This window comes from Ureibacillus thermosphaericus, from assembly GCF_012396605.1.
Lineage (GTDB): Bacteria > Bacillota > Bacilli > Bacillales_A > Planococcaceae > Ureibacillus > Ureibacillus thermosphaericus.
This window is the reverse complement of the sequence record NZ_JAAXPW010000038.1, coordinates 1-26,703: the sequence shown is the minus strand read 5'-3', so window position 1 is coordinate 26,703 and position 26,703 is coordinate 1. Positions and strand designations below refer to the sequence as shown.

At 36.9% G+C, this 26,703-nt stretch carries 21 protein-coding genes; 3 read left to right on the top strand and 18 right to left on the bottom strand.

Going from position 1 to position 26,703, the window contains the following annotated elements:
* Positions 1 to 389 precede the first annotated feature (389 nt).
* From HF990_RS12825 to HF990_RS12795, 7 genes are all read right to left on the bottom strand, one after another.
* Entirely contained in the window at positions 390 to 3,578 is a 3,189-nt protein-coding gene (locus HF990_RS12825; RefSeq protein WP_168412740.1) for an S-layer homology domain-containing protein, read from the bottom strand.
* A gap of 724 nt (positions 3,579 to 4,302) precedes the next feature.
* Positions 4,303 to 5,022 carry a WecB/TagA/CpsF family glycosyltransferase gene (locus tag HF990_RS12820; RefSeq protein ID WP_168412739.1) on the bottom strand — a complete coding sequence of 240 codons (720 nt, stop codon included), beginning with the start codon at positions 5,020 to 5,022 and terminating at the stop codon, positions 4,303 to 4,305.
* 226 nt (positions 5,023 to 5,248) lie between these two features.
* Positions 5,249 to 6,520, bottom strand: a complete 1,272-nt coding sequence (locus HF990_RS12815) for a nucleotide sugar dehydrogenase (protein WP_168412738.1) — start codon at positions 6,518 to 6,520, stop codon at positions 5,249 to 5,251.
* A 223-nt stretch (positions 6,521 to 6,743) separates the two neighbouring features.
* On the bottom strand, positions 6,744 to 7,166 hold the full coding sequence (locus HF990_RS12810; protein ID WP_184656243.1) for a hypothetical protein: 423 nt from the start codon (positions 7,164 to 7,166) through the stop codon (positions 6,744 to 6,746).
* A gap of 114 nt (positions 7,167 to 7,280) precedes the next feature.
* Positions 7,281 to 8,225 (bottom strand): nuclease-related domain-containing protein, encoded by a 945-nt coding sequence (locus HF990_RS12805; RefSeq protein WP_168412736.1) that lies wholly within the window; start codon positions 8,223 to 8,225, stop codon positions 7,281 to 7,283.
* A 167-nt stretch (positions 8,226 to 8,392) separates the two neighbouring features.
* Positions 8,393 to 9,223: a flagellin N-terminal helical domain-containing protein gene (locus tag HF990_RS12800; protein ID WP_168412735.1), complete on the bottom strand. Its 831-nt coding sequence runs from the start codon at positions 9,221 to 9,223 to the stop codon at positions 8,393 to 8,395.
* A gap of 885 nt (positions 9,224 to 10,108) precedes the next feature.
* The gene (locus HF990_RS12795; protein WP_096550348.1) at positions 10,109 to 10,576 is read right to left on the bottom strand and encodes an IDEAL domain-containing protein; all 468 of its coding nucleotides are present in this window, start codon (positions 10,574 to 10,576) and stop codon (positions 10,109 to 10,111) included.
* 607 nt (positions 10,577 to 11,183) lie between these two features.
* On the opposite strand from HF990_RS12795, the gene HF990_RS12790 reads away from it, so the two are divergent.
* The gene (locus HF990_RS12790; RefSeq protein WP_168412734.1) at positions 11,184 to 12,743 is read left to right on the top strand and encodes an SWIM zinc finger family protein; all 1,560 of its coding nucleotides are present in this window, start codon (positions 11,184 to 11,186) and stop codon (positions 12,741 to 12,743) included.
* Positions 12,740 to 15,514 carry a DEAD/DEAH box helicase gene (locus HF990_RS12785; protein ID WP_168412733.1) on the top strand — a complete coding sequence of 925 codons (2,775 nt, stop codon included), beginning with the start codon at positions 12,740 to 12,742 and terminating at the stop codon, positions 15,512 to 15,514. The genes HF990_RS12790 and HF990_RS12785 overlap by 4 nt, the downstream gene beginning before the upstream one ends.
* Before the next feature lie 447 nt (positions 15,515 to 15,961).
* Here HF990_RS12785 and HF990_RS12780 read toward each other — a convergent pair whose 3' ends face one another.
* Positions 15,962 to 16,354: a single-stranded DNA-binding protein gene (locus HF990_RS12780; RefSeq protein ID WP_168412732.1), complete on the bottom strand. Its 393-nt coding sequence runs from the start codon at positions 16,352 to 16,354 to the stop codon at positions 15,962 to 15,964.
* Positions 16,355 to 16,616: 262 nt separating this feature from the next.
* On the opposite strand from HF990_RS12780, the gene HF990_RS12775 reads away from it, so the two are divergent.
* Positions 16,617 to 17,033 (top strand): YwpF family protein, encoded by a 417-nt coding sequence (locus tag HF990_RS12775; RefSeq protein ID WP_016839314.1) that lies wholly within the window; start codon positions 16,617 to 16,619, stop codon positions 17,031 to 17,033.
* 168 nt (positions 17,034 to 17,201) lie between these two features.
* On the opposite strand, the gene HF990_RS12770 is transcribed toward HF990_RS12775, so the two are convergent.
* The 10 genes from HF990_RS12770 to spoIID all read right to left on the bottom strand — a co-directional run bounded on the left by HF990_RS12770 (position 17,202) and on the right by spoIID (position 24,878).
* Positions 17,202 to 17,582 carry a hypothetical protein gene (locus HF990_RS12770; RefSeq protein WP_168412731.1) on the bottom strand — a complete coding sequence of 127 codons (381 nt, stop codon included), beginning with the start codon at positions 17,580 to 17,582 and terminating at the stop codon, positions 17,202 to 17,204.
* 128 nt (positions 17,583 to 17,710) lie between these two features.
* Positions 17,711 to 18,100, bottom strand: coding sequence for a hypothetical protein (locus tag HF990_RS12765; protein ID WP_016839312.1), 390 nt, complete (start codon positions 18,098 to 18,100; stop codon positions 17,711 to 17,713).
* A gap of 202 nt (positions 18,101 to 18,302) precedes the next feature.
* A complete protein-coding gene (gene fabZ / locus HF990_RS12760) occupies positions 18,303 to 18,746 on the bottom strand; it encodes a 3-hydroxyacyl-ACP dehydratase FabZ (protein ID WP_016839311.1) in 444 nt (147 codons plus the stop codon).
* 321 nt (positions 18,747 to 19,067) lie between these two features.
* Positions 19,068 to 19,352 carry a DNA-directed RNA polymerase subunit beta gene (locus HF990_RS12755; RefSeq protein WP_168412730.1) on the bottom strand — a complete coding sequence of 95 codons (285 nt, stop codon included), beginning with the start codon at positions 19,350 to 19,352 and terminating at the stop codon, positions 19,068 to 19,070.
* Between the two features lie 37 nt (positions 19,353 to 19,389).
* Positions 19,390 to 20,229, bottom strand: a complete 840-nt coding sequence (locus tag HF990_RS12750) for a flagellar hook-basal body protein (RefSeq protein WP_168412729.1) — start codon at positions 20,227 to 20,229, stop codon at positions 19,390 to 19,392.
* Positions 20,230 to 20,243: 14 nt separating this feature from the next.
* A complete protein-coding gene (locus HF990_RS12745) occupies positions 20,244 to 21,062 on the bottom strand; it encodes a flagellar hook-basal body protein (RefSeq protein ID WP_016839308.1) in 819 nt (272 codons plus the stop codon).
* Positions 21,063 to 21,319: 257 nt separating this feature from the next.
* Positions 21,320 to 22,318 carry a rod shape-determining protein gene (gene mreB, locus HF990_RS12740; RefSeq protein ID WP_016839307.1) on the bottom strand — a complete coding sequence of 333 codons (999 nt, stop codon included), beginning with the start codon at positions 22,316 to 22,318 and terminating at the stop codon, positions 21,320 to 21,322.
* A gap of 257 nt (positions 22,319 to 22,575) precedes the next feature.
* Positions 22,576 to 22,833, bottom strand: coding sequence for a sporulation transcriptional regulator SpoIIID (locus tag HF990_RS12735; protein ID WP_016839306.1), 258 nt, complete (start codon positions 22,831 to 22,833; stop codon positions 22,576 to 22,578).
* 226 nt (positions 22,834 to 23,059) lie between these two features.
* Positions 23,060 to 23,719 carry a M23 family metallopeptidase gene (locus HF990_RS12730; protein ID WP_168412728.1) on the bottom strand — a complete coding sequence of 220 codons (660 nt, stop codon included), beginning with the start codon at positions 23,717 to 23,719 and terminating at the stop codon, positions 23,060 to 23,062.
* 205 nt (positions 23,720 to 23,924) lie between these two features.
* Complete coding sequence (spoIID, locus tag HF990_RS12725) at positions 23,925 to 24,878, bottom strand: stage II sporulation protein D (protein WP_168412727.1); 954 nt, start codon at positions 24,876 to 24,878, stop codon at positions 23,925 to 23,927.
* Positions 24,879 to 26,703 lie beyond the last annotated feature (1,825 nt).

Here is a 26,703-nt window from a genome sequence, read left to right as displayed (position 1 = left end):
CATCGAAGACATGTCCACAAGCATAACAAGCTTTTGGTTGATACGTTAACGTCCCATGAAAGACTTTCGCTTTTACTTTTTTGATCGTTTCGGTAGAACAAAAATTTTCATCAAATGTGATATTTTTATCTTTTATATTGAGTAGGTTTCGTATAGAATGATGGTGAGACATGTGACGCAACTCCTTTGGAAAATGTGTTTTGGCGATTACATTTTACCAGAGTTTTGTCACTGTCTCATTTTTTTGTTCAAAAAAATTGGTGCTGGTTTTTACTCACCAACACCAAATATTATAGAGCCAAAAAATGGTGCTGGTTGTATCCACCAACACCAAATATTATAGAGCTACAAAAACCGATCTAAAATACTAGATCGGTTTTTGTAGTTTATTAGTTAACAAGTTTAACACGTAGAGATTTGCTTACGCCATCTACTTTAATAGTTACAGTGAAGTAGTCACCCACACTTAGAGCTGGAGTTCCTCCAATTTTCACATCAAGGCGACCGTTATTTTGAACTTTAACATTATCATTTTGAGTAAATACATCAGAAATCGTTAAAGTCACGCCACTTCCATCGTAAGTATCATCGCTAGAATCATGAGTAAATTTAACTCTACCATTTGTAATTTCATCTACAGTTACTTTTTTACCATACTGGTCTTTAATTTCGAAATTGTGAGCTTTTAGTGCATTTAAAATATCTTCACCAGTGATTTGGTTAGAAGTTAATTTAATTTCTAAAACTTCTAATTCTTTTTCACTGATAGAGTTGCTGTCTTTTAATTTGATGCTAGCAGCTTTACCAGGTGCATCAGAAATTACAATTTTATGAAGGATTTCTTCACCAGTTGCGTTGATTACAACACGTACTCCTGTTTCAACGCTTTGATATCCATTAGCATCAAGAATATCTCTTAAAGCTTTTGAAGTCACATCAGCTTTTACGTCAACTACATCTGAAGTAGTTAAATAGTCCCCAGGTAAAACTTGGAATGCGCCAGCGATATTTGTAATTTCGACTTCAACACCGTTAGATAATACACCGTAAACCTCAATTCCTGCTGTATCTTGAGTAGTTTGTTCTTTACCATAAACATAGCCATCGCTCTTCACTTTGTATGAAGTGAAGTCATCATCTTCTACTGCACGGAATGTAATAGAAACTCTATCTGTTACATTTTTATTGCTTTCAGTTAAATCTTTAGCAGTTAATTCTAATTCGAAAGTACCGCTACCTTTCTTACCATCTTTAGCTGTAAATGTTAATTTGTCAGATGTATTTTTAATTGTACCACTTGCTTGAATAATACCATTTTCAGTATTTAGAAGTTTAATTTCGAAGTTAGGATCTTTTGCAAGTTTAGCATTATCATCGAAGATACGTCCATATTGGTCTTCAATGATTAAGTCTTTTAATTTAATTTCAGCTTTTCCATCTTGGTGGAAGTATGTGTCAGCTTTATCTTTTACACCAATAATTTTTGCAGCATATGCATCTGGTTGGATTTTTAATGTGATTTCTGAATCTTGATCGTATTTTTCTACTGTTACTTCAATATCTACTTCTTCTACTCTTGGTTTAGAAGTGTTATATTTATTAGATACAGTTTTAAACTCTAGATATAATTGACCGTTTTCCTCAACAAATCGGAAACCAGAATCTCCACCAACAATACGTGAAGAAGATGCTTTGAATGTAATTCCGTTATCACGGCCATCTTTAATTTTTTTATTTAATTCAGCTGCATTTTTAATAACTTCACCATTGATGTCAGTTGCAATTACAGGAAGTTTTACAATTTCATCTCCAGCAACTACTTCAGATGGAGCTAATAGTTCAATTTTGTATACTTCTGAGCTTGCTTCTACTTTATAAACTTTTGTTGTCACTTCTCCTGTTGCTCTTGCTCTAACTTCAACAGTGTTTTCACCAGCTTCAATACGTTTTGGATCGCGGTGTTTTACTTCTAATGCAAAGTAGTATTTACCATCTACGTTTAATACTTCAATATTTTCTTCGTCTTCTAATTCGAAGATGTCTCTGTCAGATACTCTTACTCGAAGACCTCTTTTAACCTCATCTAGGATTGTAGTATCATTTGTTGAAGCTTTAGATTTAGTAGATTTTGCAAATTCTGGATCGATTTCCACACCATATTGGTCTTTTACTTTGAATAATAAGTAGAAATCTTCATTATCATTTGCAACATCTTCTAGATTTTTCGTAGTAAGTGCTTTACCGCTTGCATTATAAATGTCTAACAATTCAACTGAACCTGGCTCTGCGATATCTGAAAGAACAACATCTTGATAAGCGTGTAACTCGTAGTCACCGTTTTCGTAAGTGAATTCAACGCTACCTTCTTCGCCTTCTTTTTCGCGCTCTTCAACCCAAGTTACAACTCTACCGTTTTCAACTACAGTATCTAAGTGGCTACCTTTGCTAGCAGTACGAATTCCTCTTACTTTAGGATCTTTATAACGAGATTTAATTACGTTTTTCGTAATGTCTTCTCCGTATTGGTTATATGCAGCAAATGCAATAACAGCTTGTTTATATACACGATCTCCGTCTCTGTCTTCAAGACCTGTAAGAACTAATTTATTAGATAAGAATTCAATTTTTGTAACTTCTTCTTTTGTAGTAGTTACAGATTTAGTTAAGTCTTTTTCACCAAGTCCGCTAACTGTTAAAGTGTAAGTTGCATCAGCGAATTTGTGGTCTACAGTGATAACAGCTTCAGTTTTAGCATCGTTCCAGTCAACGTCTTTAACTGTAATTGCAGTTGTTCCACGAGCTACAGCAAATTTAGCAGCTTCTGTGTCAACAGCTTTGTTGAATTTCACTGTTAACTCGCTAACACCAGTAGCTGTTAAAGATTCGATTTGAACTTCAGCTGGAGTTGCTGGGTTTCCGCCTTTGATAGAGATGCTTAAGAATTTAGCGAATTGACCGCGTGTTACAGCATCAGCTGGACGGAAGTTTTCAACTGTAGTGATTTTAAGATCAGCTAAAGCTTGGATGTATGGACGGAATTCGTCGAATGCTTTATCTAAGTCAGCAACTTTTACGTCTTCGATTTCAGCAGCAAGATCGATTAAAGATTTGCCGTTGATTTTTTCGTAAGCGTTGTTTAAAACTTTAGCCATTTGTTGGCGTTGGATGTTTTGTGTATAGTTAAGTTTACCGTTAGAACCAGTGAATACACCAGCGTCTTTTACAAGAGCAGCGTATTTAACTAATTCTTGGTCTTGAGCTGTTACAGGAACATCGCTGAAGCGTTGAACTGTTGCCCAGTCAGCTGGAACTTCAACACCGTTAGCTTCTAAGTAACGACCTAACATTTTTACTACGTCGCTACGTTTTAATTGTTTGTGAAGACCGAATGTACCATCTGGATAACCTTTGATGATACCAGCTTCTACTAATTCATTAATATATTGGTTGAATTCGTGGTCGCCAGGAACATCAGTGAATGATGCAGCTGAAGCAACCGGTACGATAGCAGATGCTACAAGTGTAGCTGTTGCAGCTGTTGCTACAAACTTTTTGTATTTCTTTGGTTGGTTAGCCATAGAAAGATTTCCTCCTCTAATTCAATTAATATTTTTAGTTATCCTCACAAAATATGAGAAAATAAACTATTACACATAAAAGTTTAGTAGTATACGAATGGCTTGTCAATCATTTTTTAGTAACATTTCCATTAGTTTCACATGACTGTTACATTCGTAAAAAGGATAACTAAGAATCTCTTATATTATGACATAAATCGTTTGTAAAAAACAACCTTATTAAGCAAATATGTTTTAATTTTTCTACATTTTTTCAATACTACTACTGTAATCTCTAATTTTTTACAATGATTAGATTATTTTGGATGTTAGTTAACTATTTTGTTTACTTTTAATTACATTGTGTTAATTCCTTTTACCCCGAATCAATATATTGATTGGATATTAGATTTATGACCACTAATTTTAATTTTTTTGCGTTTATTGTTGATATTTTACTATTTGGGTTATTCTTCTTATTCAAGTATATATCGATTCCTGAATCCAAGATCTCATCCATGTCGCAAAGATAAAAAGAAGACCCCAGCATTTTTATGCTGAGGCCTTCTTTTTGGGCTACCAACCGTTTTTTTCCTTGCAGGGAAAATGTATTGCTCTATATCGTAGAGGAAATCTTACTACTTCTTACAGTTTAACACCTTCACTGTAAATACACAATAAAATATTACAAAGATTACAAAATAATTTTCAATTGCATGATTTTGGCGCACCGAGGGAAATCTTGCTAATTTCGTTTTGTGTTTCGTACAACTTCAAGAAGAAATTTTGGCAATGCCATTTGTCTTTTAATACGTTTCGGTTCCATCATTAAACGATAAAACCATTCGAGTCCAACTTTTTGGAAAGCTTTTGGTGCTCGTTTCACATTCCCTGCAAGCACGTCAAAGGAGCCTCCTACTCCTTGATAAATTGTTGGGTATAATTGGTCGCGATTTGCATTAATCCAATTTTCCTGTTTTGGGCTCCCCATTGCGACAAATAAAATATCAGGTTTTGCTTCATTTATTTTGGAAATCACTTTTTCATTGTCAGTTTCATATCCGTGTTGAATACCGGCAATTTGAATACCAGGATATAGTTCTTTCAGTTTTTCAGCAGCTGATGCTGCTACACCTGGTTTCCCCCCATACAAGAAGATCGATTTTTGTTTTGTTGCCGCTTCTTCGCAAAGCCGCATCATTAAATCGACACCTGTAACTCTTTCAGAGATTTGACCTTTTTGAATTTTGGAAGCTAAAATAACCCCAATTCCATCAGGGATTTGGAATTCCGCTTCGTTTAATAATTTTTTTAATGCAGGATCTTCTTTTGCTTTCATGATTTTTTCAGGGTTGATTGCGACAATGAGTGATTTTTCTTTCCGTTCAATGCGTTGAAATATTTGTTCGATTAGTTCATCGTAGTTTTCTGTGTTAACTTGTATCCCTAATACGGTTTCTTTCATCTTCGTTCATCCATTCAATTTTGTTGTTTCATTCCGTTAACCATCATACCAAAAATTTTGCGAATGTACAGAAAGCCCAGATTAAAAAAAGATGATAAAAACATGACAAAGTTTTTACCATCTAGAAATTCGAGTTGGGTAATTGTTTATTCTATACGAAATGAATCGATGAAGCGACAGAGCATTAACCACCCTGTCGCTTACAATTTTATTGTAGTTAAACTACTTATATATTTTTTGAATCACCAAGTAAATGGAATTGGAAGCCTGCTTCTTTCCATTTATCGCGTTCTAAGCAGTTTTTCGTATCAAGCACGATTTTGTGTTTTGGCGTGATCGTTAATGGGTTGTATTCTTTAAATTCTTTATGGTCTGTTAATACTAATAAAATGTCTGCGTCATTTACTGCTTCTTCAAAGTTTTGTGTTTGTGTTGGATGGTTATTTTCTTTAATATGCGGGTCGAATGAAACGACTTCTAAGCCTAGTTGTTGAAGTTCATGAATCACTTCTAATGATGGGCTTTCGCGCATATCGTCGACGTTTCCTTTGAATGCAAGACCCAGTACAGCTACTTTGCCGCCCGCAATTTTGTTTTCATTCAAGATTTTTTGTGTTTTCTGTGCTGTGAATAGTGGCATGCCGTCATTGATGTTGCGAGCTAGATGAATCATTTGGGCTTTATCTCCGCCGAGTTCCACCAAGAACCATGGGTCAACAGCAATGCAATGTCCACCAACACCTGGTCCTGGGAAGTGGATGTTTACACGTGGGTGGAAGTTTGCATAGTGAATGGCTTCCCAAATGTTTACATCAAGTTCTTCCGCTAGTTTTGCTAATTCGTTAGCGAATGCAATGTTTACATCACGGTATGTATTTTCCATGACTTTGACCAGTTCGGCAGTTGTGGCGTCCGTTAAATGGATTGGGCCTTTTACGAATAGTTCGTAAAGTTCTTTTGTCATTTCTGCAGATTTTTTATTGATTCCTCCGATGATGCGGCCGTTGTTGATTAATTCTTCAAAGATGCGTCCTGGAATTACTCGTTCTGGAGAGTGAGCGACGTATAGTTCTGTTCCAATATCTAATCCAGATTTAACGAGTTCAGGTATCATCACACGTTCCACAGTTTTTGGCGGAACTGTAGATTCCAAGATAACAAGATTTCCTTTTCTTAAATAAGGAACGATTGATTTTGTTGCTTCACGTACATATTCAAGGTTTGCTGTTTTATCTGCATTAATAGGTGAAGGAACCGCCACAATGAAAACATCTGCTTCTTGCGGTGTTGTGGAAGCTGTTAAGTACCCTTCATCTACCGCTTTATTCAGACGTTCTTGTAATCCTGGTTCTTCGATATGTAATTTTTTCTCTTGAATGCTTCGAACAGCAGCAGGGTTTACGTCAACCCCATGCACTTTTACTCCGTAATTTGCAAAAGTAACCGCAGTTGGTAATCCGATGTATCCTAGTCCGATTACACACATTGTTTTGTTCATATGAATCGTTACTTCCTTTCGAGTTTCAAGAACGAGAGGGAGCTGTTCTTTTAATGTTGCGCTTTTGTTTTGGGGAATTTTGATTATTAAGCGCGTTTTAAATAACTAGTGATGCTCCGAGACTCGTTTTGTTTAGAATGTCTGATAGTGTTGTTTTTCATTTTTGTCCTGCGATTACAAGTATACAACTTTTGAGTGAAACTGTGAATTATTTTCACATTACCTACTCTTTTTGGTGTGGGTACGGTTTAAACTCGTGCATTTGCAAATTCAGCTTGTGTGGATGGTACCTTGGCTCGTGCGGATAGATTACTTGCTTGTGTAGATAGATTACTTGCTTGTGTAGATAATACCCCCACTTGTGTGGATGATTCCCCACTTGTGCAGATAACTTCTCTGCTCGTGCGGATAGTTCATCTACTTGTGTGGATAGTACGTTGGCTTGTGCGGATAGATTACTTGCTTGTGTGGATAGTACCTTGGCTTGTGCGGATAGATTACTTGCTTGTGTGGATGGTACCTTAGCTCGTGCGGATAGTTCACCTACTTGTGTAGATAACTCCACGACTCGTGCGGATAGCATCTCCACTCGTGTACATAACTTCTTAACTTGTGTGGATAGTATTTCCTCTTGTGCAGATATCATCCAACTTGTGTGAATAGCTCCCTTTCTTGTGCAGTTAGAATACCAGTTCGTGTAAACACAATCCTCTCTCAAAAAAAGAGCGTGCATTCATTACTCTGCACACTCTTACAAATTTTATCCATTTATACTTAATTCATATTTACATGCTGTTGTGTTGCCTGTTCGGGATTTACTGTTAGCTTTTAATATTCTAGTTGCTTCGAAACGATTTCTTAATCTTAAGTAGTTCATCGCTTCACTAGGAGATATCGTTTTATTGATCAACATATAATAATCCCTCAAGGCTTTTTCATGGGCGTACATGCTCCGCGTATTACATTTTTCACAATGCCATGTACGTTTGAGTCGTTTCATCGGAATGGTGCCACAATTCGGACATTCTACTCCAGTTCGGATTTCTTGTGGGTTGATGCTGTAATACTGGGTTAGGGGGAAATGGTCCCAAATTCGTTCTTTTGAATATTGAATTAATAATTCTCCTACTTGTTTTGAAGGAATGACTTCTTTTTTTGGCAATGACCAAATGTATTGAATAATACCTCTTCCCATAAATAACGGGTATTTGGAAGGCGGTTTATCGATAATTGCATTGTTATACGGTAATACGATTGCACCATAAATGGGGACTTTGATTTGATGTTGTTCCAAAAATGTTGTTAACCCCAAAATATATTGGTCGATTTGGGCTTCTGGGCTGCGATAGGATAGCTTTTTATCTTCTTTCACGCAAATTAGTTGAGGTGGATTGTTTGTAAACGTTAGTTCTCCATTGAGATTTTTCACTTCTAAAATAAGGCACCAGCTTGGTGAAATGAGTATAATGTCGATTTGAATCGTGATGATGGATTTAATACTGATGTTATGAAGAATGTAGGTGTTTTTAGGCAATTGATTTTCTGTCAGGATGGTTAGCAAATGTTTTTCTCCGTTTTCTCCAGCTTCTTGCAACGATAATTCTTCTTCGATTTTGAAAGCTTTTTCGTGACCTGGATTTAAGCGTTTGTGAAGAGACTCTAATGCGATTTTGTAATCACTCGTTTTGTATGGTTTTAGCAGCAAATGTTTCCCTCCTTTTTTCCTATTAAATTAGCAAATGGAAATTGAGAGGGGAATAGTTTGCTGGAAACTTTTATTTTCGCGGAATTTTTGGTGGGAAAATGAAAATTTCAATGTCTCTGGTACTCCATAAAAAACTCACAGACGTCCATTTCTTTCCCGCCTGTGAGTTATTTTTTTCCGGAGTTTAGTAGCATTAAAATGGATTGTGCTTGTTGTAGATGGAGCGCAAGAACTTGTTGTGCTGCCATGGCAAGAATGCTTGCTTTAGTATAGTTCATCATTTCTTTCGCGATATCTGCATCTCGTATTCGAGATTCTGCTGCAGTTAAGTTTTCTGCCGTGTTCATTACATTATTATAAGCATGTTCCATTCGATTTTGATAAGCGCCAAGCCGAGAGCGTTCACTGGATACTTGTTGTAAAGCTTTATCTAATGCACCAATCGCTTTGTCCGCACCGTCTCTAGTTGTGATGTCGTGATTATCTAGGCCAAGGCTGGTGCTATCTACATTGCCAATATAGATCTCCATATATTGTCCAGCATTCGCACCTATTTGAATTTTTAATGGATTTGATTCGTAGTCACCGTTTAAGAGAGGGCGCGTGTTGAATTCTGTTTGTTTCGCAATTCTAGTAATTTCCTCTTTCAGTTGTTGGAATTCAAGATCTGGGTGCTTTCGATCATCATTAGTAAGTGTGTCGTTTGCAGCTTCGATTGCTAGTTCACGCATGCGCTGTATGATGGCATGAGTTTCATTGAGAGCGCCTTCTGCCGTTTGAACGAGGGAGATGCCATCCTGTATATTTTTACTCGCCATGTTGAGGCCGCGAATTTGAGCACGCATTTTTTCTGAAATGGCTAATCCCGCGGGATCATCTGCCGCGCTGTTAATGCGATAACCTGAAGAGATTCGTAATAACGCTTTATTGGCATTCATCCAGTTTTGATGAAGATTATTTAAAATCATCAATCCCGTAGCCGACCATTGCCCCAGCATCGTATTCCTCCTTTCTTATGGCGAAAGTTCTATTGATATTCATATCGGTTTTTTTCAATTAATTTTTATGAGAGAATTAATAATTTTATTATTCATTGAATAGATTGGTTGAAATTAGGTTTAATAATCGTTTTTTTGGGACATACTGGCTCCCAAGGAGGGATTTGTCATGAAAGATATGAAACTTTCTTTCGAAGATTGCTTGTTTGGAATTATTGGTTCAGGGATTGCAGTGAGTGTACTTTATTTCTTTATCTCGTAATATTAGGTAGCGTTTTAGTAGATGCGCAGTAAGCCGATGTGGTTCTGGCTGAGGGAATTTATTGGGATTATGTACAGTTTCTTTCGTGCAGGGGGATGTCTGATTGTGTAGATAACTTTGCTGCTTGTGTGGTGGATGGCTACTACTCGTGCGGATAATTCCCCTGCTTGTGCATTTACCACTTCTTTTTGTGCATTTGGATGATTCACTTGTGTGGATGGCAATCTTACACGTGCAGATAACTCTTTCGCTTGTGCATATAATAACCCTACTCGTGCGTTTACTACTTCCTCTTGTGCAGATAGACCCTGCTCGTGTGGATAATTCCCCTGCTTGTGCGTTTACCACTTCCGCTTGTGCAGATAGTTACCTAACTCGTGTAGATAACTCCTTCTCTTGTGTGAATAACATTACTTCTTGTGCGGATATTTCCCCTACTTGTGCAGATAACTCTTATAGTGGGGCTTAATACATAGCATATTGTAAGGATTGATTTCACCAAAGCCTAAAAATGCCTCATCATCTAATTAAAAATATAAGCACCTTCAATTTTTTCAAATCGAGGTGCTTCATCATTGACTCTTATTCACTTTACTTCCTCCGTTAACTTTGCAATTTCCTACTCACTTGTTCTCCATATTTTTCTTTTTCGCCACTAATTCATAAAATCTTTGTTCGTCACGATTGGATAACGCTTCATCGATCAATCGATCAATATTTTCAGACTCCAATGAGCGGATGAGGTGATTCACTTCTGCGTTTTCTCCATGCGGGACGATATTGATTGTTTCTGATTTGTTGGCTGCTTCTTCAAGTATTGGCGCCAAATGTTCATGGATGTTGGATATCAATAGAAGCTGGTATAGCGGCAATCGAAGAAAGCGATTTCCACGCTGGAAAACAAAAATTTCCGATAAATTTTCGATTTGCATCGTTTTTATGTTAACAATGATTTCTTTTCCTTCGATGGGTACAAAGTGAAACAGTTCGTTGTCTTTCATGATGGAAAAATATTGATAAGCAAAGACGAGACGCAATGTTTCCCCCGAGGCTTTCGTATAAAAAGGTTTCATATATTGGACATGGATCATACCTATCCCTCCTATATTGAATCTCTCTCTTTTTATTAGCCCGAAGTTGATGAAACGAAACTTTTTATTCGTTATCCGCAACTTGGAACTTTATTAGTGTTTTCCAAAAAAGCTTATGTTTAAACTTGAATGATACAAATCATAAATTTCTAAATAATTCCAATCACTTATTCAAAAGAAAGAGTTTTTAATGATAAAGCTTCCATTAAATATTGCTTAATGTATCATACGAATTTTGCTTTCCACATATTCCCCGCTTTTTATTTGGATGATATTCATATTTTCTCCCAAATCCCCCTTCTTCATCCAAGTAATCATCAATTTTTTGTATAAATTTACAATATTAGTAAATAAATGGCAATTATAAGGAATTAATATCCTTTCTATTCATTTTAATCTCATTTTCAGATAATTTATCATTATTTTATACTATTTTTCTGAAAAATCATAATAATTTATACCGTTTTATAAAAAACTATTTTATTCAATTTAAGTCTGCTAATTTTATGTGACGACCGCAATTGCGAAAGTTACAAAGGACAAGTCTTATCAAACACTAAATGCCGTGTTATAATGAAGGGAAAGACTTTTTTTAGGAGCGAATGTAATGGTATTATCAGTTGCACATATTGCAGAAGAGCAAGAAAAATTTATTCGCCAAACATTACGAACTATTGAGAGAGAGTTGCATCCTTCTGTCACAGAGGATGAAGAGATAATAAGGCGGGCTCTTTTTGCTGTTCGAAATCAATCAGTTGTTTTCCATCGATACGTTTCTGTTTTTTCCGTCCTTACTACAACTGTAAAAGATGTGCACCCAACAGAAGTGATGATTGATTTTCTCAGCAACTCCATCACTTGTACATGCCCGAATAATGGCTGGTGCCGACATAAGGTAAGCGTTCTATTGTCGTTATATCAACATATTGATTCCGTTCAAGAATGGATTAGCAATTGGCGTTCGAAAAAATCGGTTAATTTGCAGGCTCTTGCCAATGTTCGCACCCCTGATAATTGGTTGAAAATGGTCGATGAAGTGCTTAGCCATTATTTGGATGGAGCGGTTGAAATTCCAAGCTTCCTCTATTTAAATATTGCAGAAAACGCTTTGGAAAAATTAAATAAGCAGATTCCTTTTGAACGGGAATGGCAACCGATTTACCGCTTATTTATGGAACTTGCAGTTGTTTATCAATTATCACGCCATTTCACCGATTTAGAGTCAGAATTTCATGTCGACCATTACCAACACTTTTTTGATAAACGATTTCAATCTATCCAAAAAATCGTCCACGAATTCTCTGGAAAATCCCGTCTTTTCGCAACAGATCCGTTTTTTGATAAAATGCAAATCATGCTTCGAGAAGTAATGCTTGAACGGGAAGGTTTTGTAAGTAGAAGAATGAATCTGTACTTACTGTTTTGGGATGAAGTGTTTTATGAGAAGAGACGGGTGTTAGAAGAATTAATTTTTCTACAAGAGCAAAAGCATACTAAAATACCAGAACTTTTGATTGTATTCTATATTATTTTAAAAAATTATTCGGCATTAGAAGAAAATATGCGTCATATTCGTCCAGAACATTTGGAAATCTATTTGGGATTGGTGAAGTTTGCTTATTCCAAGCAAAATGAACGAGCAGGAGAAATCCTCTTGAGAAGCATTCTCCCATATTTAAAGGGAGTTATTCAAAAAGTTCAACCAGCCTTTCGTCCCTATGTTGTTTCATCCATTTATTCGTTATATGAAAAAATGGATTTAACAGAAGATGAGGAGCTTTTATTATACTCTTCTTTTGGAAAAGACGGGGTTCAGCCGTATTCGGATTATTTATTGAAACAGAAACGATATGAAGAATGGGTGGCGTTGCAACAATTGTACCCTTCTTCAATTGAGTATTTAGAATTTTACGGGTTAAAGGAAGTCGTGGAAGAAGCTCCAGCAGTGGTTCTTCCTTTATATCATTTTTATGCGATGGAGGAAATTAAGCAAAAGTCGCGACTTCATTACAAACAAGCCGTTCGAATTTGGAAAAAGATGAAAACTGCTGCGAAAAAAGCGGGCAAAATGAATTTTTGGGAAGAGTATATTGCTTCCATTCGAAACCAGTATAAAAGACTCCGCGCATTGCAGGAAGAATTGGAGAAAGGAAATTTATTTATATGAAAGATTTGCAACTAAGGAAAGTATCCAATCATACTCCTTTCGCAACCGTGTATCAATTATCATTCGAACAACTGAAGCAGGGATTGTACTCTGTTAGGGCTTTCGAAAACGGCTCTGTTGTTTCAGGAGAAAAATTAACATCGGCTTTCTTTTTCCGTTACGAACCAAACTTTTACGGTTTGCATGCCGAATTAGAGGAAGAAGCGCTTTTAATTACTGCTGTTGAATTGTTGGAATGCCTTTCCCCACAGTTCAAGCATCCTTTTGTGCATTTTGTAGGAGTAACAGAGGAAGATGCTTTATTGCTTGAAAGTATCGAGCAAGTGCAAATGTTGTGGAACTCCCCTTCCCTATGGAATTATATAGAAATGTTTGAGGATGAATTAGTCGTTCATTTACCCAATGGTGAAAGTGATCTGCAGAAGGAGTTTTTAACGACTGCGATCTATCAGAAATTGGCAAAGCGTGGCTTGCAACTTTCTGATGTACCATCACTTATTCCGTTCTTTAAAGAAGGTGGCTGGCCGCTGCAACAGGATCGAACTGTTGGTCATTTGAAAGTAGCACTTCGCTTGAATGAGCCGGAAGAAGATTCTGAGGAATGGTTATTGGAAACCGTAATTCTTTCATCCAGTTCGTCGAAACATTGGACGCCAGCTGTACGGAAGCGGCATCTGCCTATGAATGAGGCCCTTCCTGATAAGTGGAAGAACTATTCGGAAGAGATTAGGCAAACGCAAAAGCAAATGTTGGAATTGTTGATGTTGGATAATGTATCCGATGAATCATTTTTGCATATGCCATTAAGCGATGCCGAGGTGAGAACCCTTCTCCGCGATAAATTTGTAAAGTTAACAGCCTTAGGATTCGAAGTGATTCTTCCAGGCTGGTTGAAAGAATTAAGAAAAACGAAAATGCGAGTTCGTGTGAATGCGCAAAGTGGTTCGCAAAAATCGATGGCTGGGCTTGATGATATTTTATCTTTCCGATGGGAATTATCAATTGGAGGAGAAAAAATCAGCCCGGAAGAGTTTCGCAAAATTGTTGATGAAAAGCGGGAATTTATTCGAATCGGAAATGAATGGTTCCGCATGGATGCCGATTGGATGGCGAAAGTGCGAGAATTAATGGACAAAGCTGAAAAAGAAAATTGGACCGTAAAGGAATTAGTTTTCCGCGAGATACCAGAGGAGCTTTTAAATCCATCGTTGGAAGAAGAGGAAGATGCAGAACAGGACGATCCGCTCTTTGCTTTTGAAATGCAGCGTTCATTGCTGGCCTATGTGAATCAGTTGCAAGAAAAACAAGGATTGCCTTCAGTGAAATTGCCTAAATCTTTGAATGCAACGTTGCGGCCATATCAACAACAAGGGTTTGAATGGCTCGTATTTATGCGAAATCAACAATTTGGTGCTATATTAGCTGATGATATGGGGCTTGGAAAAACGGTACAGCTCATTAGTTATGTTCTGCATTTATATGAAGTGTTGCGGGAAAAGAAACCGACGCTCATTGTTTGCCCGACTTCCGTTTTAGGAAACTGGCAGAAGGAATTGGCGCGCTTTGCTCCGACGTTAAAAGTTCATACTCATTATTCTTCTAGCCGTTTGAAAGATGAAGAATTTCATCATTTCTTGCTAAAGGAATCGCCTCAAGTGGTTTTATCCACATACGGAACAATTTCACAAGATGTGGAATTTTTAGATTCTATTCATTGGGCAGTGGTGACGTTGGATGAAGCACAAAATATTAAAAATATGCAAACGATGCAGTCGAAAGCAATTCGCCGTTTACATGGCGACCATCATATTGCGTTGACAGGAACGCCTATCGAGAATCGTTTATCAGAATTGTGGGCGATTTTTGATTTTATCCATCGAGGATATTTAGGAAGTTTCAAGAAGTTCCAAGACGAGTTTATTGTGCCAATCGAGCGTGAAGATTCTGACCAGCATAAAACGAGATTGCGTGCAAAAATTCGTCCATTCTTGTTAAGAAGAACAAAAAATGATCCAGAATTGCAGTTGAATTTACCAGATAAGCAAGAGACGAAAGAGTTTTGCCCGCTAACAGAAGAGCAAGCCGCCCTTTATGAAGGCTACATTCAAGAGTCATTGGCAGGCTTGGAGCAAATGTCTCCTTTCGAACGCAAGGGGCGCATTTTGCAGATGTTGAGCAAGTTGAAGCAATTGTGCAACCATCCTGCTCTTTATTTGAAGGAACCATTTAGTGATGCACGAATTATGCTAGAGCGTTCTATGAAGTTAAAGCGCATCGTTGAATTGACACAGGAAATTGTTGAGAGAGGCGAGCAGTGCTTGATTTTCACTCAATATATTGGCATGGGACACTTGTTGCAACATTGTTTTTTCGAGCTGTTTGATTGGGATGTGCCGTTCTTGACGGGAAGTATGCGTAAAGAACAGCGGGATGCTTTAGTTGAAGCCTTTCAAGCTGGAGATTTTCCTATTTTCCTACTGTCATTAAAAGCGGGGGGAACTGGTTTAAATTTGACGGCCGCTAATCACGTTTTGCATGCGGATCGTTGGTGGAATCCTGCCGTGGAAAATCAGGCGACGGACCGTGCTTATCGCATTGGCCAGACGCAATTTGTTCAAGTGCATAAGTTTATTACAATTGGGACGATTGAGGAGAAAGTCGATCAAATGCTGGAGATGAAATCCGCATTATCTGCAGAATTAATTCAGTCAAGTCAATGGCTGACGGAGCTAGAGGAAGATAAATTGATGGAATTGCTTAAGTTAGGGTAAGCAATAAAATTGTGATTGGAAAGAGTGCCTAACACTCCTAGTATCCAAATAGAGGTGCCTGGCATTAAAAAAAATCCGAAGCAAGTTGCCTCGGACAAAGTTTGGGAGGAAGAAGATTGGTCGAATTCTGATTTCCTCGTTTATCCGTTTATAGCCTCACTTTATTCAATTGTGGATTAATAGATTTTGATAGATTCTTATTCCATGCACTGCTGGGCGGTCACAATCCAGCAGTGTTTTTTATCACCTCCAAAAACTTTTATTGCTATCATTTCCCTATTATTATCAATCCATTGCCTTCCGTTAATAAATTGCACCCTTCCACTATGTTTACCCGGAATCCTTTTACTTTTTCATCCTTATAACCTTTTCCCATTTTTAAATGACATGTTGCCTACTTAATAAACCATCTTACTTTCTTCAACCCATTCCTCATTTTAGAGACTCTCACGTAACTGGTAATCCTTCTTCAGTTTCAGGAAGTACAAAATCTTTTTCAACTTCCGATTGCTTATTGGTTGGAGACTTTAGTAAGTAAAATCGGACCTCATCGGCAACGACTTCCGTACTAAACACTTTGAAATTCTCCTTATTAATATAGGAGCGTGATTGCAATCGCCCGTTGACTCCGATTAATGATCCCTTTCCGCAATATTGGACGATGCGTTCTGCTAATTTCCCCCATGCAGTGCATAAAACAAAATCCGCATCCACATCACCCTGATGATTGCGATAATTGCGATTAACAGCTACGACAAAGCTCGTGGCTACACGGTTTTCTGCAAATTCCCGAAGAACTGGATCTTTCGTTAATCGCCCGACTAGTCCGACATGATTCATAATTTCACCTCCTTTTTCTCCATCATATCGATTGCGCCTATTTTTGACAAAATCGCAAAATAAAAGAATGAGCCCTTTTTCTAATCCAAAATTTCCTTTTCGATATAGAATAAATGTTTGCAAAAATGCCAATACACTAGATTATTACAATGATTATCCGCATTTTCCAAAAATGGTCAAAATAAAAATTTAGCAGTTTTCTCATTTTATTTTTACACATCACCCTATGTTATACTTAACTAATAGTTGGGAGGTAAATTCAATGAAGACTTTCAAAATGATTTCCTTTCAATTGGATCTGGAGGGGATTGAGGTTCCACTGATTGATGGAATTACTATAAATCAAGAAAATAAAGAAAAAACGTGGATTTTGGAACTGTTTATTGAAAAACAATATCGAGAGTTGTTAGAAAAATATTTAGATTCAAAAGAATTCTTTGATGTGCAAGTGACGATTACTTCTCCGGATAATGAACCAGCACCTTTTACGGTGAAAGTGGAATCCATTGAAGAGTTTGAAGACCGAATTTCAATCTTATTGAAAGGCCATTTACGCGTTGTGCGTTTAAAATATGCGGAGCAATTGTTACAATCTTTGCTTGAGAAAAACTTGTCCAATGAGGAATTATTAAGTGAATTTAAAAAAGGAATGCGAAAGCGTACTCGGTTGAAGGGATAAAATTAGCATCGCGATTTATAGTAGAAGTTTTAACCTTTTTATAGCCCAGCTCTATATTAGCATACTCCTTGCGCATTTCCCAATTGCCACATTTTAACAAAATATTAAAAACAAAGGAGCTATCGCTTTGTGGATAGCTCCTGCATCAGTAAGGGGATTATACGAGGATTATTCATCTTTTGTATCGCGGTCTCTGATATCTCTAGCGTCTTCGATGACATCTTCTTGGTTGCCACGTTCATCCCCACGAACTCCTTTATCGTCAGGGATGACATCATTATTGTCCAATACGCCATTGTTATCTGGGAAACCATCATTTACTCTATCGTTATTCATATCAACATTATTATTGTTCACGTCATTATCAAGAGTCTCATCAATTCCCTCTTGAATATCATTGACACCTTCGCGAACTCCTTCACCCACATCTTGTACGCCTCTTTCTACGCCTTCCCCTACATCGTTGATGGCGTCTTCATCGCCGTTATTATTACAGCCCACTAATAAAGCAGACCCTAACAATAAGGCATAGATGGACGGTTTCCACATAAAAAATTCCCTCCTTTCTTCGCTAATCGTCACTACGAGTGACTGATTTTAATTTGTGCGAAAAAAGAGGGAACTATCCATTATCTATTTTAGAACTTATGCCACATTTTAGGAAAAGTTCCAGGGCGTTATTTTTGCTTCAATTGTTCTTTTAGCAACTGTTCTACATAATTCGCTTCAGCCTTGCAACCGTAAGTATAATTTGTACCTAGTTCGTTCTGCATTTTTTCAATGGATTCGATTTGTTTTTTCGTTGGCTTTTCGCTTAAAATTTTGGCGATTACTTCATCAATTTTTTGTGCAATTTCTTCATGGAATTCAGGGCTTAGTAATACTTCTTGTGGCACTTTATCAAACCATGCTGCGTTCTCTAAAAAATATTGTTGCCAATTTGCAATAAAATCTTCCATGGAAAATTGATCTTCATCCCAGCCGATGCTAGCTAAATATTGCTCAAATGCCGTCGAAATGGAGCGAGTAATACTGATTTTTACGCCCGATGATAGCTGTTTATACATTCTAAAATTAAACCTCCTACGTTTAAAAAAGCCAAGGATGCGTATACTTGTATCTAAATAAAAATCCAACTTTTATATTTTATCTCTATTGTTAAAATTTTTCAAATTAGGAGTCATTTCAACAAATTTTACCTTTGTACTAAAGGTTGTCACAGTTCCGATGTTTTTATTCCTTTGATTTTTGCACTTCTTTTACGAAAGTTTATTTTGCCTTTGGAGCTTCTGGACCGATTGCAAATAAAATATCTGCTTCCGCTACAAGTTCACCATCAACTGTAGCAACACCATGTCCTTTTCCCATTGTGCCGCGCAATTTGACAAATTCTACTTCCAATTTTAATTGATCACCTGGAACTACTTGACGTTTAAATCGGGCATTGTCGATTCCTGTTAAAAATGCCAATCTTCCTTTGAATTGCTCGGAGTTTAATAATGCAACGCCCCCGACCTGTGCCATTGCTTCTACAATTAATACACCAGGCATAACGGGATAGCCTGGAAAGTGCCCATTAAAGAAAGGTTCGTTAATGGAAACGTTTTTAATTCCAACAGCTCGTTTGCCCTCTTCAACTTCAAGAATACGGTCTACTAATAAAAAAGGATATCTATGTGGCAAAATTCCTTGAATTTGTTCAACACTTAACATATGAATCCCCCCAGTTATTCAAAATAAAACAAACGAAAGTAGTGGCTGATTTTGGACGCAAGATGTCCTATTATGTCGATTGGCACATTAGGCAAGACGCACAATATTATTGAAGAGTTTTTCATCGAAAACATTTGTAGAAACACCCAAAAACATGTCGTTAATGGAATTTGGATACAATTGGGCTCTTTCAAATCATATAAACAATGAAATGACAAGACAACCATATGTTTCCATTCACATCGCATAATAGGACAATGTGGAAAGAAAGTATGGAAGTCTCCTCCTATTTGAACTCATCTTTCCACTAATAGAAAATACCTATTCAATTCCGTTTATAATGTCAAGGATGTATTGATACGTTTCCCATTTTAACGCATCTAATGGGTTGCCGTCACCAATTACGCCGAATCCAATCATTAGTCCAAATACGCTTGCAAGCAATAGAAGAACTAGCACAATCACGATTCTAAGCCATATAGGAATCAATCTTGTGCGATAAATTTTAAATTTTGGATGTTTCTCATTGCGATCTTGGCGTCTCGCTCTTTTTTGAGGGATGTCCTGATTCGACAAAGTAGAGCCACTTTTCATTTCGTTTGCCATTTTCTATTTCCCCTATTTTCTTAGAAGTATTTCAATATTAACGTATTCCATTGATTAATCCTAACATTTGATCTGCAATGGTAATCGCTCGGGAATTAAACTGATATGAACGTTGCGCTTGAAGTAAATTTGTCATTTCTTTAGTTAAATTAACGTTAGACATTTCTAATTTTTGATTTTCAAGACCGATATTTTCTCGCCCAAATCCTACTAAGTTTGTTAATATATCATTCTCATCATACCCTAATTCGTCTAAATTTGCAGGTACCATTATGTATGAGCCTGTTTGCTCCATTACTTGCGGTAAATGAATTTCTGTAACACCTAGTAAAAATGATTGTTCATCACCATTTATAAATTTGACTTGCAATGTGCCATTTTCATTGAGAATGAATTTTTCTACATCGTCTCTAAAGATGATAGGATTGCCATAGCTGTCTGCTACTGCATAACCGTCAGCATTTACGAGCATAACTTGTCCATCTTCGACAGGCGTAACATAAAAGTTACCTTGACGAGAATAAACCATATTGATTTCATTGTTTTCATTTGGCATTAAGATATTAAAATATTGGCGTTCTTTTGTAAATGCAAAGTCTAAATCCCTGTCTGTGTTTTGCAATGATCCTTGTGCATTGTTTGTTTGAATTTGCGAAATTTTAGCACCAACACCGTAGCGAATGCCTGGTGGCGTCAATCTTGGGGCTTGTTCATCCTTGCGAGTGTTAAAGTATTCTTGGTAAAGCATTTCTGAAAAACGAGCTTCTTTCGCTTTGTAGCCAGCAGTGTTGACATTCGCAATATTATTGCTAATCGTATCGATTTGATGTTGGACTTGATGTAATGAGTTTGTTGCAGTGAGCATTGTTCGGAGCATCCTTAACTTCCTCCTTATACTTTACCAATTTCGTTTACTGCTTTTTCCATACTTCTGTCATATGCTTGAAGTACTTTTTGATTTGCTTCAAAGGCACGGTAAGCTGTAAGTAATTCGGTCATTGCTTGTGCAGGATCTACATTGGAACCTTCCAAGAATTTTTGTTTAATAGCGAAAGTGATATTTCCTTGTGCGAAAGCAGATGGCAACGCTTGTCCATTTTGAGTACGGAATATCCCGTTATTTTGTTTTACAAGTTCGTTCGCATTTTCTACATAGGCTATACCAATAGTCGCGATTTGTTGATTGTTAACGTACACGGCACCGTTGTCAGCGACTTGGAAATCTTCATTCGGTAGTTGGATGCGAGCGCCTGTTTCGGATAGAACATAGTATCCGTCTCCAGTGACTAAATATCCTTGTCCATCTAATGTAAAGTTTCCGTTTCTCGTATACGCTTCGCCACCATCCGGATGAGCTAAACGGAAAAAGATATTGCCTCCTGCTGGGATGTTTCCGTTTACTAAAGCGAAATCCGTATTAAAATTCGTTTCGTACACATCGCCTTGTGTAAAATTAGGCATTGTCTCTTGTAAGTAGATACCAGTTGAAATTGTTCCAATTTGTTGGATTTGGTTTAAATTTAACCCTTTTTTCGTAGGAACGTTTGTATCATCAATGGCAGATAAAAGCATTTCAGGAAATGAACGAATCGACGTTTGTTCAGCTTTGAATCCCGGTGTATTCACATTTGCCATATTGTTTGTTAAAATTTCCGTTTTTCTCTGCTGTGCAAGCATGCCGGATGCTGCAGTGTATAATCCTTTAAACATCTCATTCACCTCTTTTTAGCAGCTGGTTCATTTTTTTCTCTTCTTTATATATCGGCAAAAAGTCGCAAATAACTATAGTCCGTTTTTCGCTTTTCTCTAGTTTTGGTAGATGATGTTCAATTCATGTATTGATTAACTATTTGTTTCGGACGTGTGATTAGGTTATCGTTTTGATTTACATTTCCAATAAAAATACTTGCTTTACAATTTGAAATGCGAATTTATTTTTAAGATTGTAGGCGTTTTTTCATCATAAATTATAGTTTTGAACCAGGTGAACGATCAATGTTGTCTAGCATGATGCCTGTACCAATTGCAACGCAGTCCATTGGATTTTCCGCAATGAAGACTGGTACTTTTAATTCTTGCATAAGCAATTGATCAATGCCGTGAAGTAATGCACCGCCACCAGTTAAAATGACGCCTCTGTCAATAATGTCCGCAGATAGTTCTGGCGGAGTCTTTTCCAATACGTTTTTTGCTGATTGAACAATCAATGCAACGGATTCGTGCAACGCTTTTTCAATTTCAGATGAATGAATGGTAATCGTGCGGGGTAAACCTGTTACCATGTCACGGCCGCGAATTTCCATTGTTTCATCGCGACTGCCAGGAAATACAGTTCCAATGTTGATTTTAATTGCTTCTGCTGTACGTTCACCGATTAATAGTTTATATTCTTTCTTTATGTATTGTAGTATATCGTTATCAAATGTATCTCCTGCTACTTTAATAGATTCGCTTGTCACAATATCTCCCATTGAGAGTACAGCTATATCTGTTGTACCGCCGCCTATATCGACTACCATGTTACCACTTGGTTGGAAAATGTCCATGCCTGCACCAATTGCAGCCACTTTTGGTTCTTCTTCTAAATAAACTTTTTTTCCACCTGATTTTTCAGCAGCTTCACGAATTGCTTTTTGTTCAACGCTTGTGATATTTGTAGGACAGCAAATTAAAATGCGTGGTTTTGAGAAGAAGCCTTTTACGTCAAGTTTGTTGAGGAAGTGTCTTAACATTGCTTCTGTCAAGTCGAAATCTGCGATGACTCCATCTTTAAGCGGACGAATTGCAACGATATTTCCTGGAGTACGACCTACCATTTTTCTTGCTTCTTCACCAACTGCAAGCACTTTATTTGTTTTTTTGTCGATTGCTACGACAGAAGGTTCATTTAAGACAATTCCTTTACCCTTCACATAAATCAGTACGTTAGCCGTTCCTAAGTCGATCCCTATATCTTTAGAAAACATGATAATCTAATTTCTCCTTCCAAATTATTGCGACTCTAACGTTCAATATATTACACATTATCTAGAATATTTTATCATATAAAAATTCTAATTACATCTAAATTATGGGTATTTTTGACTTTTTTCAACCTTTTTCATTTTTTTGTTCATGTAAGAATCCTTTTTATTTTTTTTGGATTTTGCGATGTGTACATTCAGTATGTGAAAATGAAAAAGCATTCAGCCTGACTTTATGCAAAGCCAAACTAAATGCCTTTTCATTGTTTTTTTTGGGACTGCCACTTTCTACGTGTTGCCTCGCCCCCTCGCAAATGACGAACGGATTTGTGATAGGCTAATATTTCTCTCACTTCTTTTGCCAATTCTTCATTTACTAGTTGTAATCGTTCCGTTAAGTCTTTGTGCACCGTACTTTTTGAATATCCTGTCATTTTCGCAAGGACTCGAACCGTCTCACCCGTTTCCACAAGCAGCTTTCCCAGTCGAACGCAACGGTGCCGAATATGCTCGTGCACGTTCTCTTCCTTTCTATCGGATATAAGAAAGTGCAGTTTTACTAACAATAAACAATCTATTTCGACGTTTTTCTGATACATGTATTTCATTGACGTTTGCAATTAGCGATTTAACGTTTATTCACAATATGTATGTTTCGCATTTTTCAGAACTTTTTTTCCCAGGAAAGTACAAAAGCGCAGCCCAATAAGACGGAATTTGTCTTTCAGGCTGCGCTTTTATCTGTTAGAAGTTTAAATAATTTCTTGGGTTTACATGTTTTCCATCTTCTAACACCTCAAAATGAAGATGGATGCCGGCAGTTGGATTCCATTCGTTTTCAGTCGTAGTTGCGATTGGTTGGCCTTGTTCCACTAAGTCCCCTTCTTTTACAAGGATGTCAGATACGGAACTATAGTGAGTTTCCATTCCGTTAGGGTGTGCGATGATGATTTTGTTTCCAGTGAAAGAATCGAGTTTCACTTCTTTCACTTCACCGCTCATTGCAGCTAGTACTTCAAATGGTTCGTTGTTAATAGAAATTGATAATCCTGATGATGTTGAGAATGTTTGATCAAATACTAATAGTGCATTTTCACGTGTTTTTGCATCCGCATTCATGTCATAGAAGTCTTGTAATACTTTTACGTTTTCTAGTTGACTTTCATCAAAAGGATATTTTAGTGTTTCTGTTCGTGCATTTGTTTCGATGACTGGTGATTCATCTTGTACAGTTGGTTCGTTCACCGTTTCATTTTCATCTTCACGAGTGAGTGCTGAATAAGTGAAAATTAGACCAATGAGTACTACTGCAATGCCCCCGTATATTGTTGGCCAAAACCATGGTTTTTGCTGCCAGTTTGTTTTTTGAGAAGTTTTATTTTGTTTGTTGTTATCTTCTCTCATTTGTTCATCACCTCTAAATGAAGGATGAACAAGTTTTGGAATTTCTAAACAATATTTTTGGAAAATTTCACTATTTTTTGCATATTATTTTTTCGCTCGTAATATTTGTTTATTAGCGTATGAATTTAGGACAATTTGTGTGTGTTGATCCCTCCGGAGTTTGATGATTGTTGAACTGCCCGTTAGTTGTTGATGTTAAATGCTTTTATTTTTTACACATCATTTTTTCAATAGTTGTGCCTTTGTAATAATGTGCAAGTATTTCATGAGCTGATCTTCCTTGTTTAGCCATCGCATCAGCTCCATATTGGCTCATACCAACACCATGTCCGTAGCCTTCTGTTGTGATTTCAATCTTGTCATTCACAACTTGTATGGTGAAATCTGTTGATCGTAAATCAAGTAATGTTCGAAAATCACGACCTGTCCATTCTTTATTGCCAGCAATTACTTTTTCTACCCTCCCAGTATTGTTTTGTTTCGTACGGATTTTTTTAATATCATCGAGCGTCATGTTGACCTTTAATAGTTTATTCCATTCTGCTAAAGTGAGCGTATTTTTCGAAACATAGTTTTCTGCATGAAAGTCCGCACTAGCCACTGATTGAAGATATGGTAAGTCGACCCCACTGTAATTTAGGGAGCTTTCTGTTCTGCCGTTACTCATTGAATGAAACATCGCAGTAATAAGTTCACCGTCATATTTCAGTACTTCTCCTCTAGTGCTTTCTACTGCTTGTCTAATTTTTTGCTCGTATTCATCAAAAGTTGATTGCCAGTTTGCTTTTCTCGTATCTTCATCATAAAATACTTGTCTTAAAACAGTCGGTTCGATTTCCGTTTGGCCATTGTTTGTTGATTTTAGCACGTAGGTTCTTGCGGCAATCGCTTGAGCTTTTAACGCTTCAGGATGAAAGTTTGCCGGCATTTCCGCTGCAACCACACCAACGACATATTCTTCTAGAGGAATAGGATCCTTTTGTCCTGTGATGCGAATATAAATATTGCATTCTTCTTCTGCAACTACTAATGGCCCTGACGCTTCTTTTAAAGTTTTGTTTGAGTTTTTGAATAAAAACGGCAAGAAAAATAAAGCTAAAATAAATAGTGCAATCGAGAAAATGGGGATTAGATTTTTGTGAATTTTTAATGGTTTCATACATATTACTTATGATTTGAAATGAGGAAATATATCTTTTTTATAGAAGATTTTGGGGATAGGAATTTTCATTTGGTTGGAAGAAGTGGTATTGCTTTAAAGTTGGCGTATTTCTTAACTAATTTTTTTGTATTTAGAAAGCACATTAGGTTTATTTGGCTAGTATCTAATTACTTTGGAAGAGAATTTTTCGTGCGGCTATTATTTTTGCTGACTTGACTATTATTCTGTTTGATTTGGCTATTATCTTCCTAAGTTTGACTATTATCTGATTTCTCATGTAGAGATTTTTTTCGTGTGGCTATTATTTTCGTTGATTTGACTATTATCTTGTCGGGTTTGGCTATTATCTTCCCGAATTTGACTATTATCCGATTTTTCAGGAAGCGATTTTTTTCGAATGGCTATTATTTTCGGGGACTTGACTATTATCCTGTTTGATTTGGCTATTATCTTCCTAAGTTTGACTATTATCCGATTTTTCAGGAAGCGATTTTTTTCGAATGGCTATTATTTTCGGGGACTTGACTATTATCCTGTCGGGTTTGGCTATTATCTTCCTAAGTTTGACTATTATCCGATTTTTCAGGAAGCGATTTTTTTCGAATGGCTATTATTTTCGGGGACTTGACTATTATCCTGTCGGGTTTGGCTATTATCTTCTCGAATTTGACTATTATCCGATTTTTCAGGAAGCGATTTTTTTCGAATGGCTATTATTTTCGGGGACTTGACTATTATCCTGTTTGATTTGGCTATTATCTTCCTAAGTTTGACTATTATCCGATGTCGCAGGTAGTTATTCTTTTCGAATGGCTATTATTTTCTATGAGTTGGCTATTATCTTGTCGGGTTTGACTATTATCTTCCCGAATTTGACTATTATCTAATGTCTCTGGAAGCGACTTTTTTCGTGCGACTATTATTTTCGAGGACTTGACTATTATCTTATCGGGTTTGGCTATTATCTGTCCCTGTTTGACTATTATCCGATTTTTCAGGAAGCGATTTTTTTCGAATGGCTATTATTTTCTATGAGTTGGCTATTATCTTGTCAGGTTTGACTATTATCTTCCCGAATTTGACTATTATCCGATTTTTCAGGAAGCGATTTTTTTCGAATGGCTATTATTTTCTTTGAGTTGGCTATTATCTTGTCAGGTTTGACTATTATCTTCCTAAGTTTGACTATTATCCGATTTTTCAGGACGCGATTTTTTTCGAATGGCTATTATTTTCTATGGGTTGGCTATTATATTGTCGGGTTTGGCTATTATCTTCCTAAGTTTGACTATTATCCGATTTTTCAGGACACGATTTTTTTCGAATGGCTATTTTTTTCGGGGACTTGACTATTATCCTGTTTGATTTGGCTATTATCTTCCTAAGTTTGATTATTATCGGATTTCTCATGTAGAGATTTTTTTCGAATGGCTATTATTTTCGGGGACTTGACTATTATCCTGTCGGGTTTGGCTATTATCTTCCCGAATTTGACTATTATCCGATGTCTCAGGAAGCGATTTTTTTCGAATGGCTATTATTTTCTTTGAGTTGACTATTATCTTGTCGGGTTTGGCTATTATCTTCCCGAATTTGACTATTATCCGATGTCTCAGGAAGCGATTTTTTTCGTATGGCTATTATTTTCGGAGACTTGACTATTATCCTGTCGGGTTTGGCTATTATCTGCTCCTGTTTGACTATTATCCGATGTCTCAGGAAGCGATTTTTTTCGAATGGCTATTATTTTCTTTGAGTTGACTATTATCTTGTCGGGTTTGGCTATTATCTTCCCGAATTTGACTATTATCCGATGTCTCAG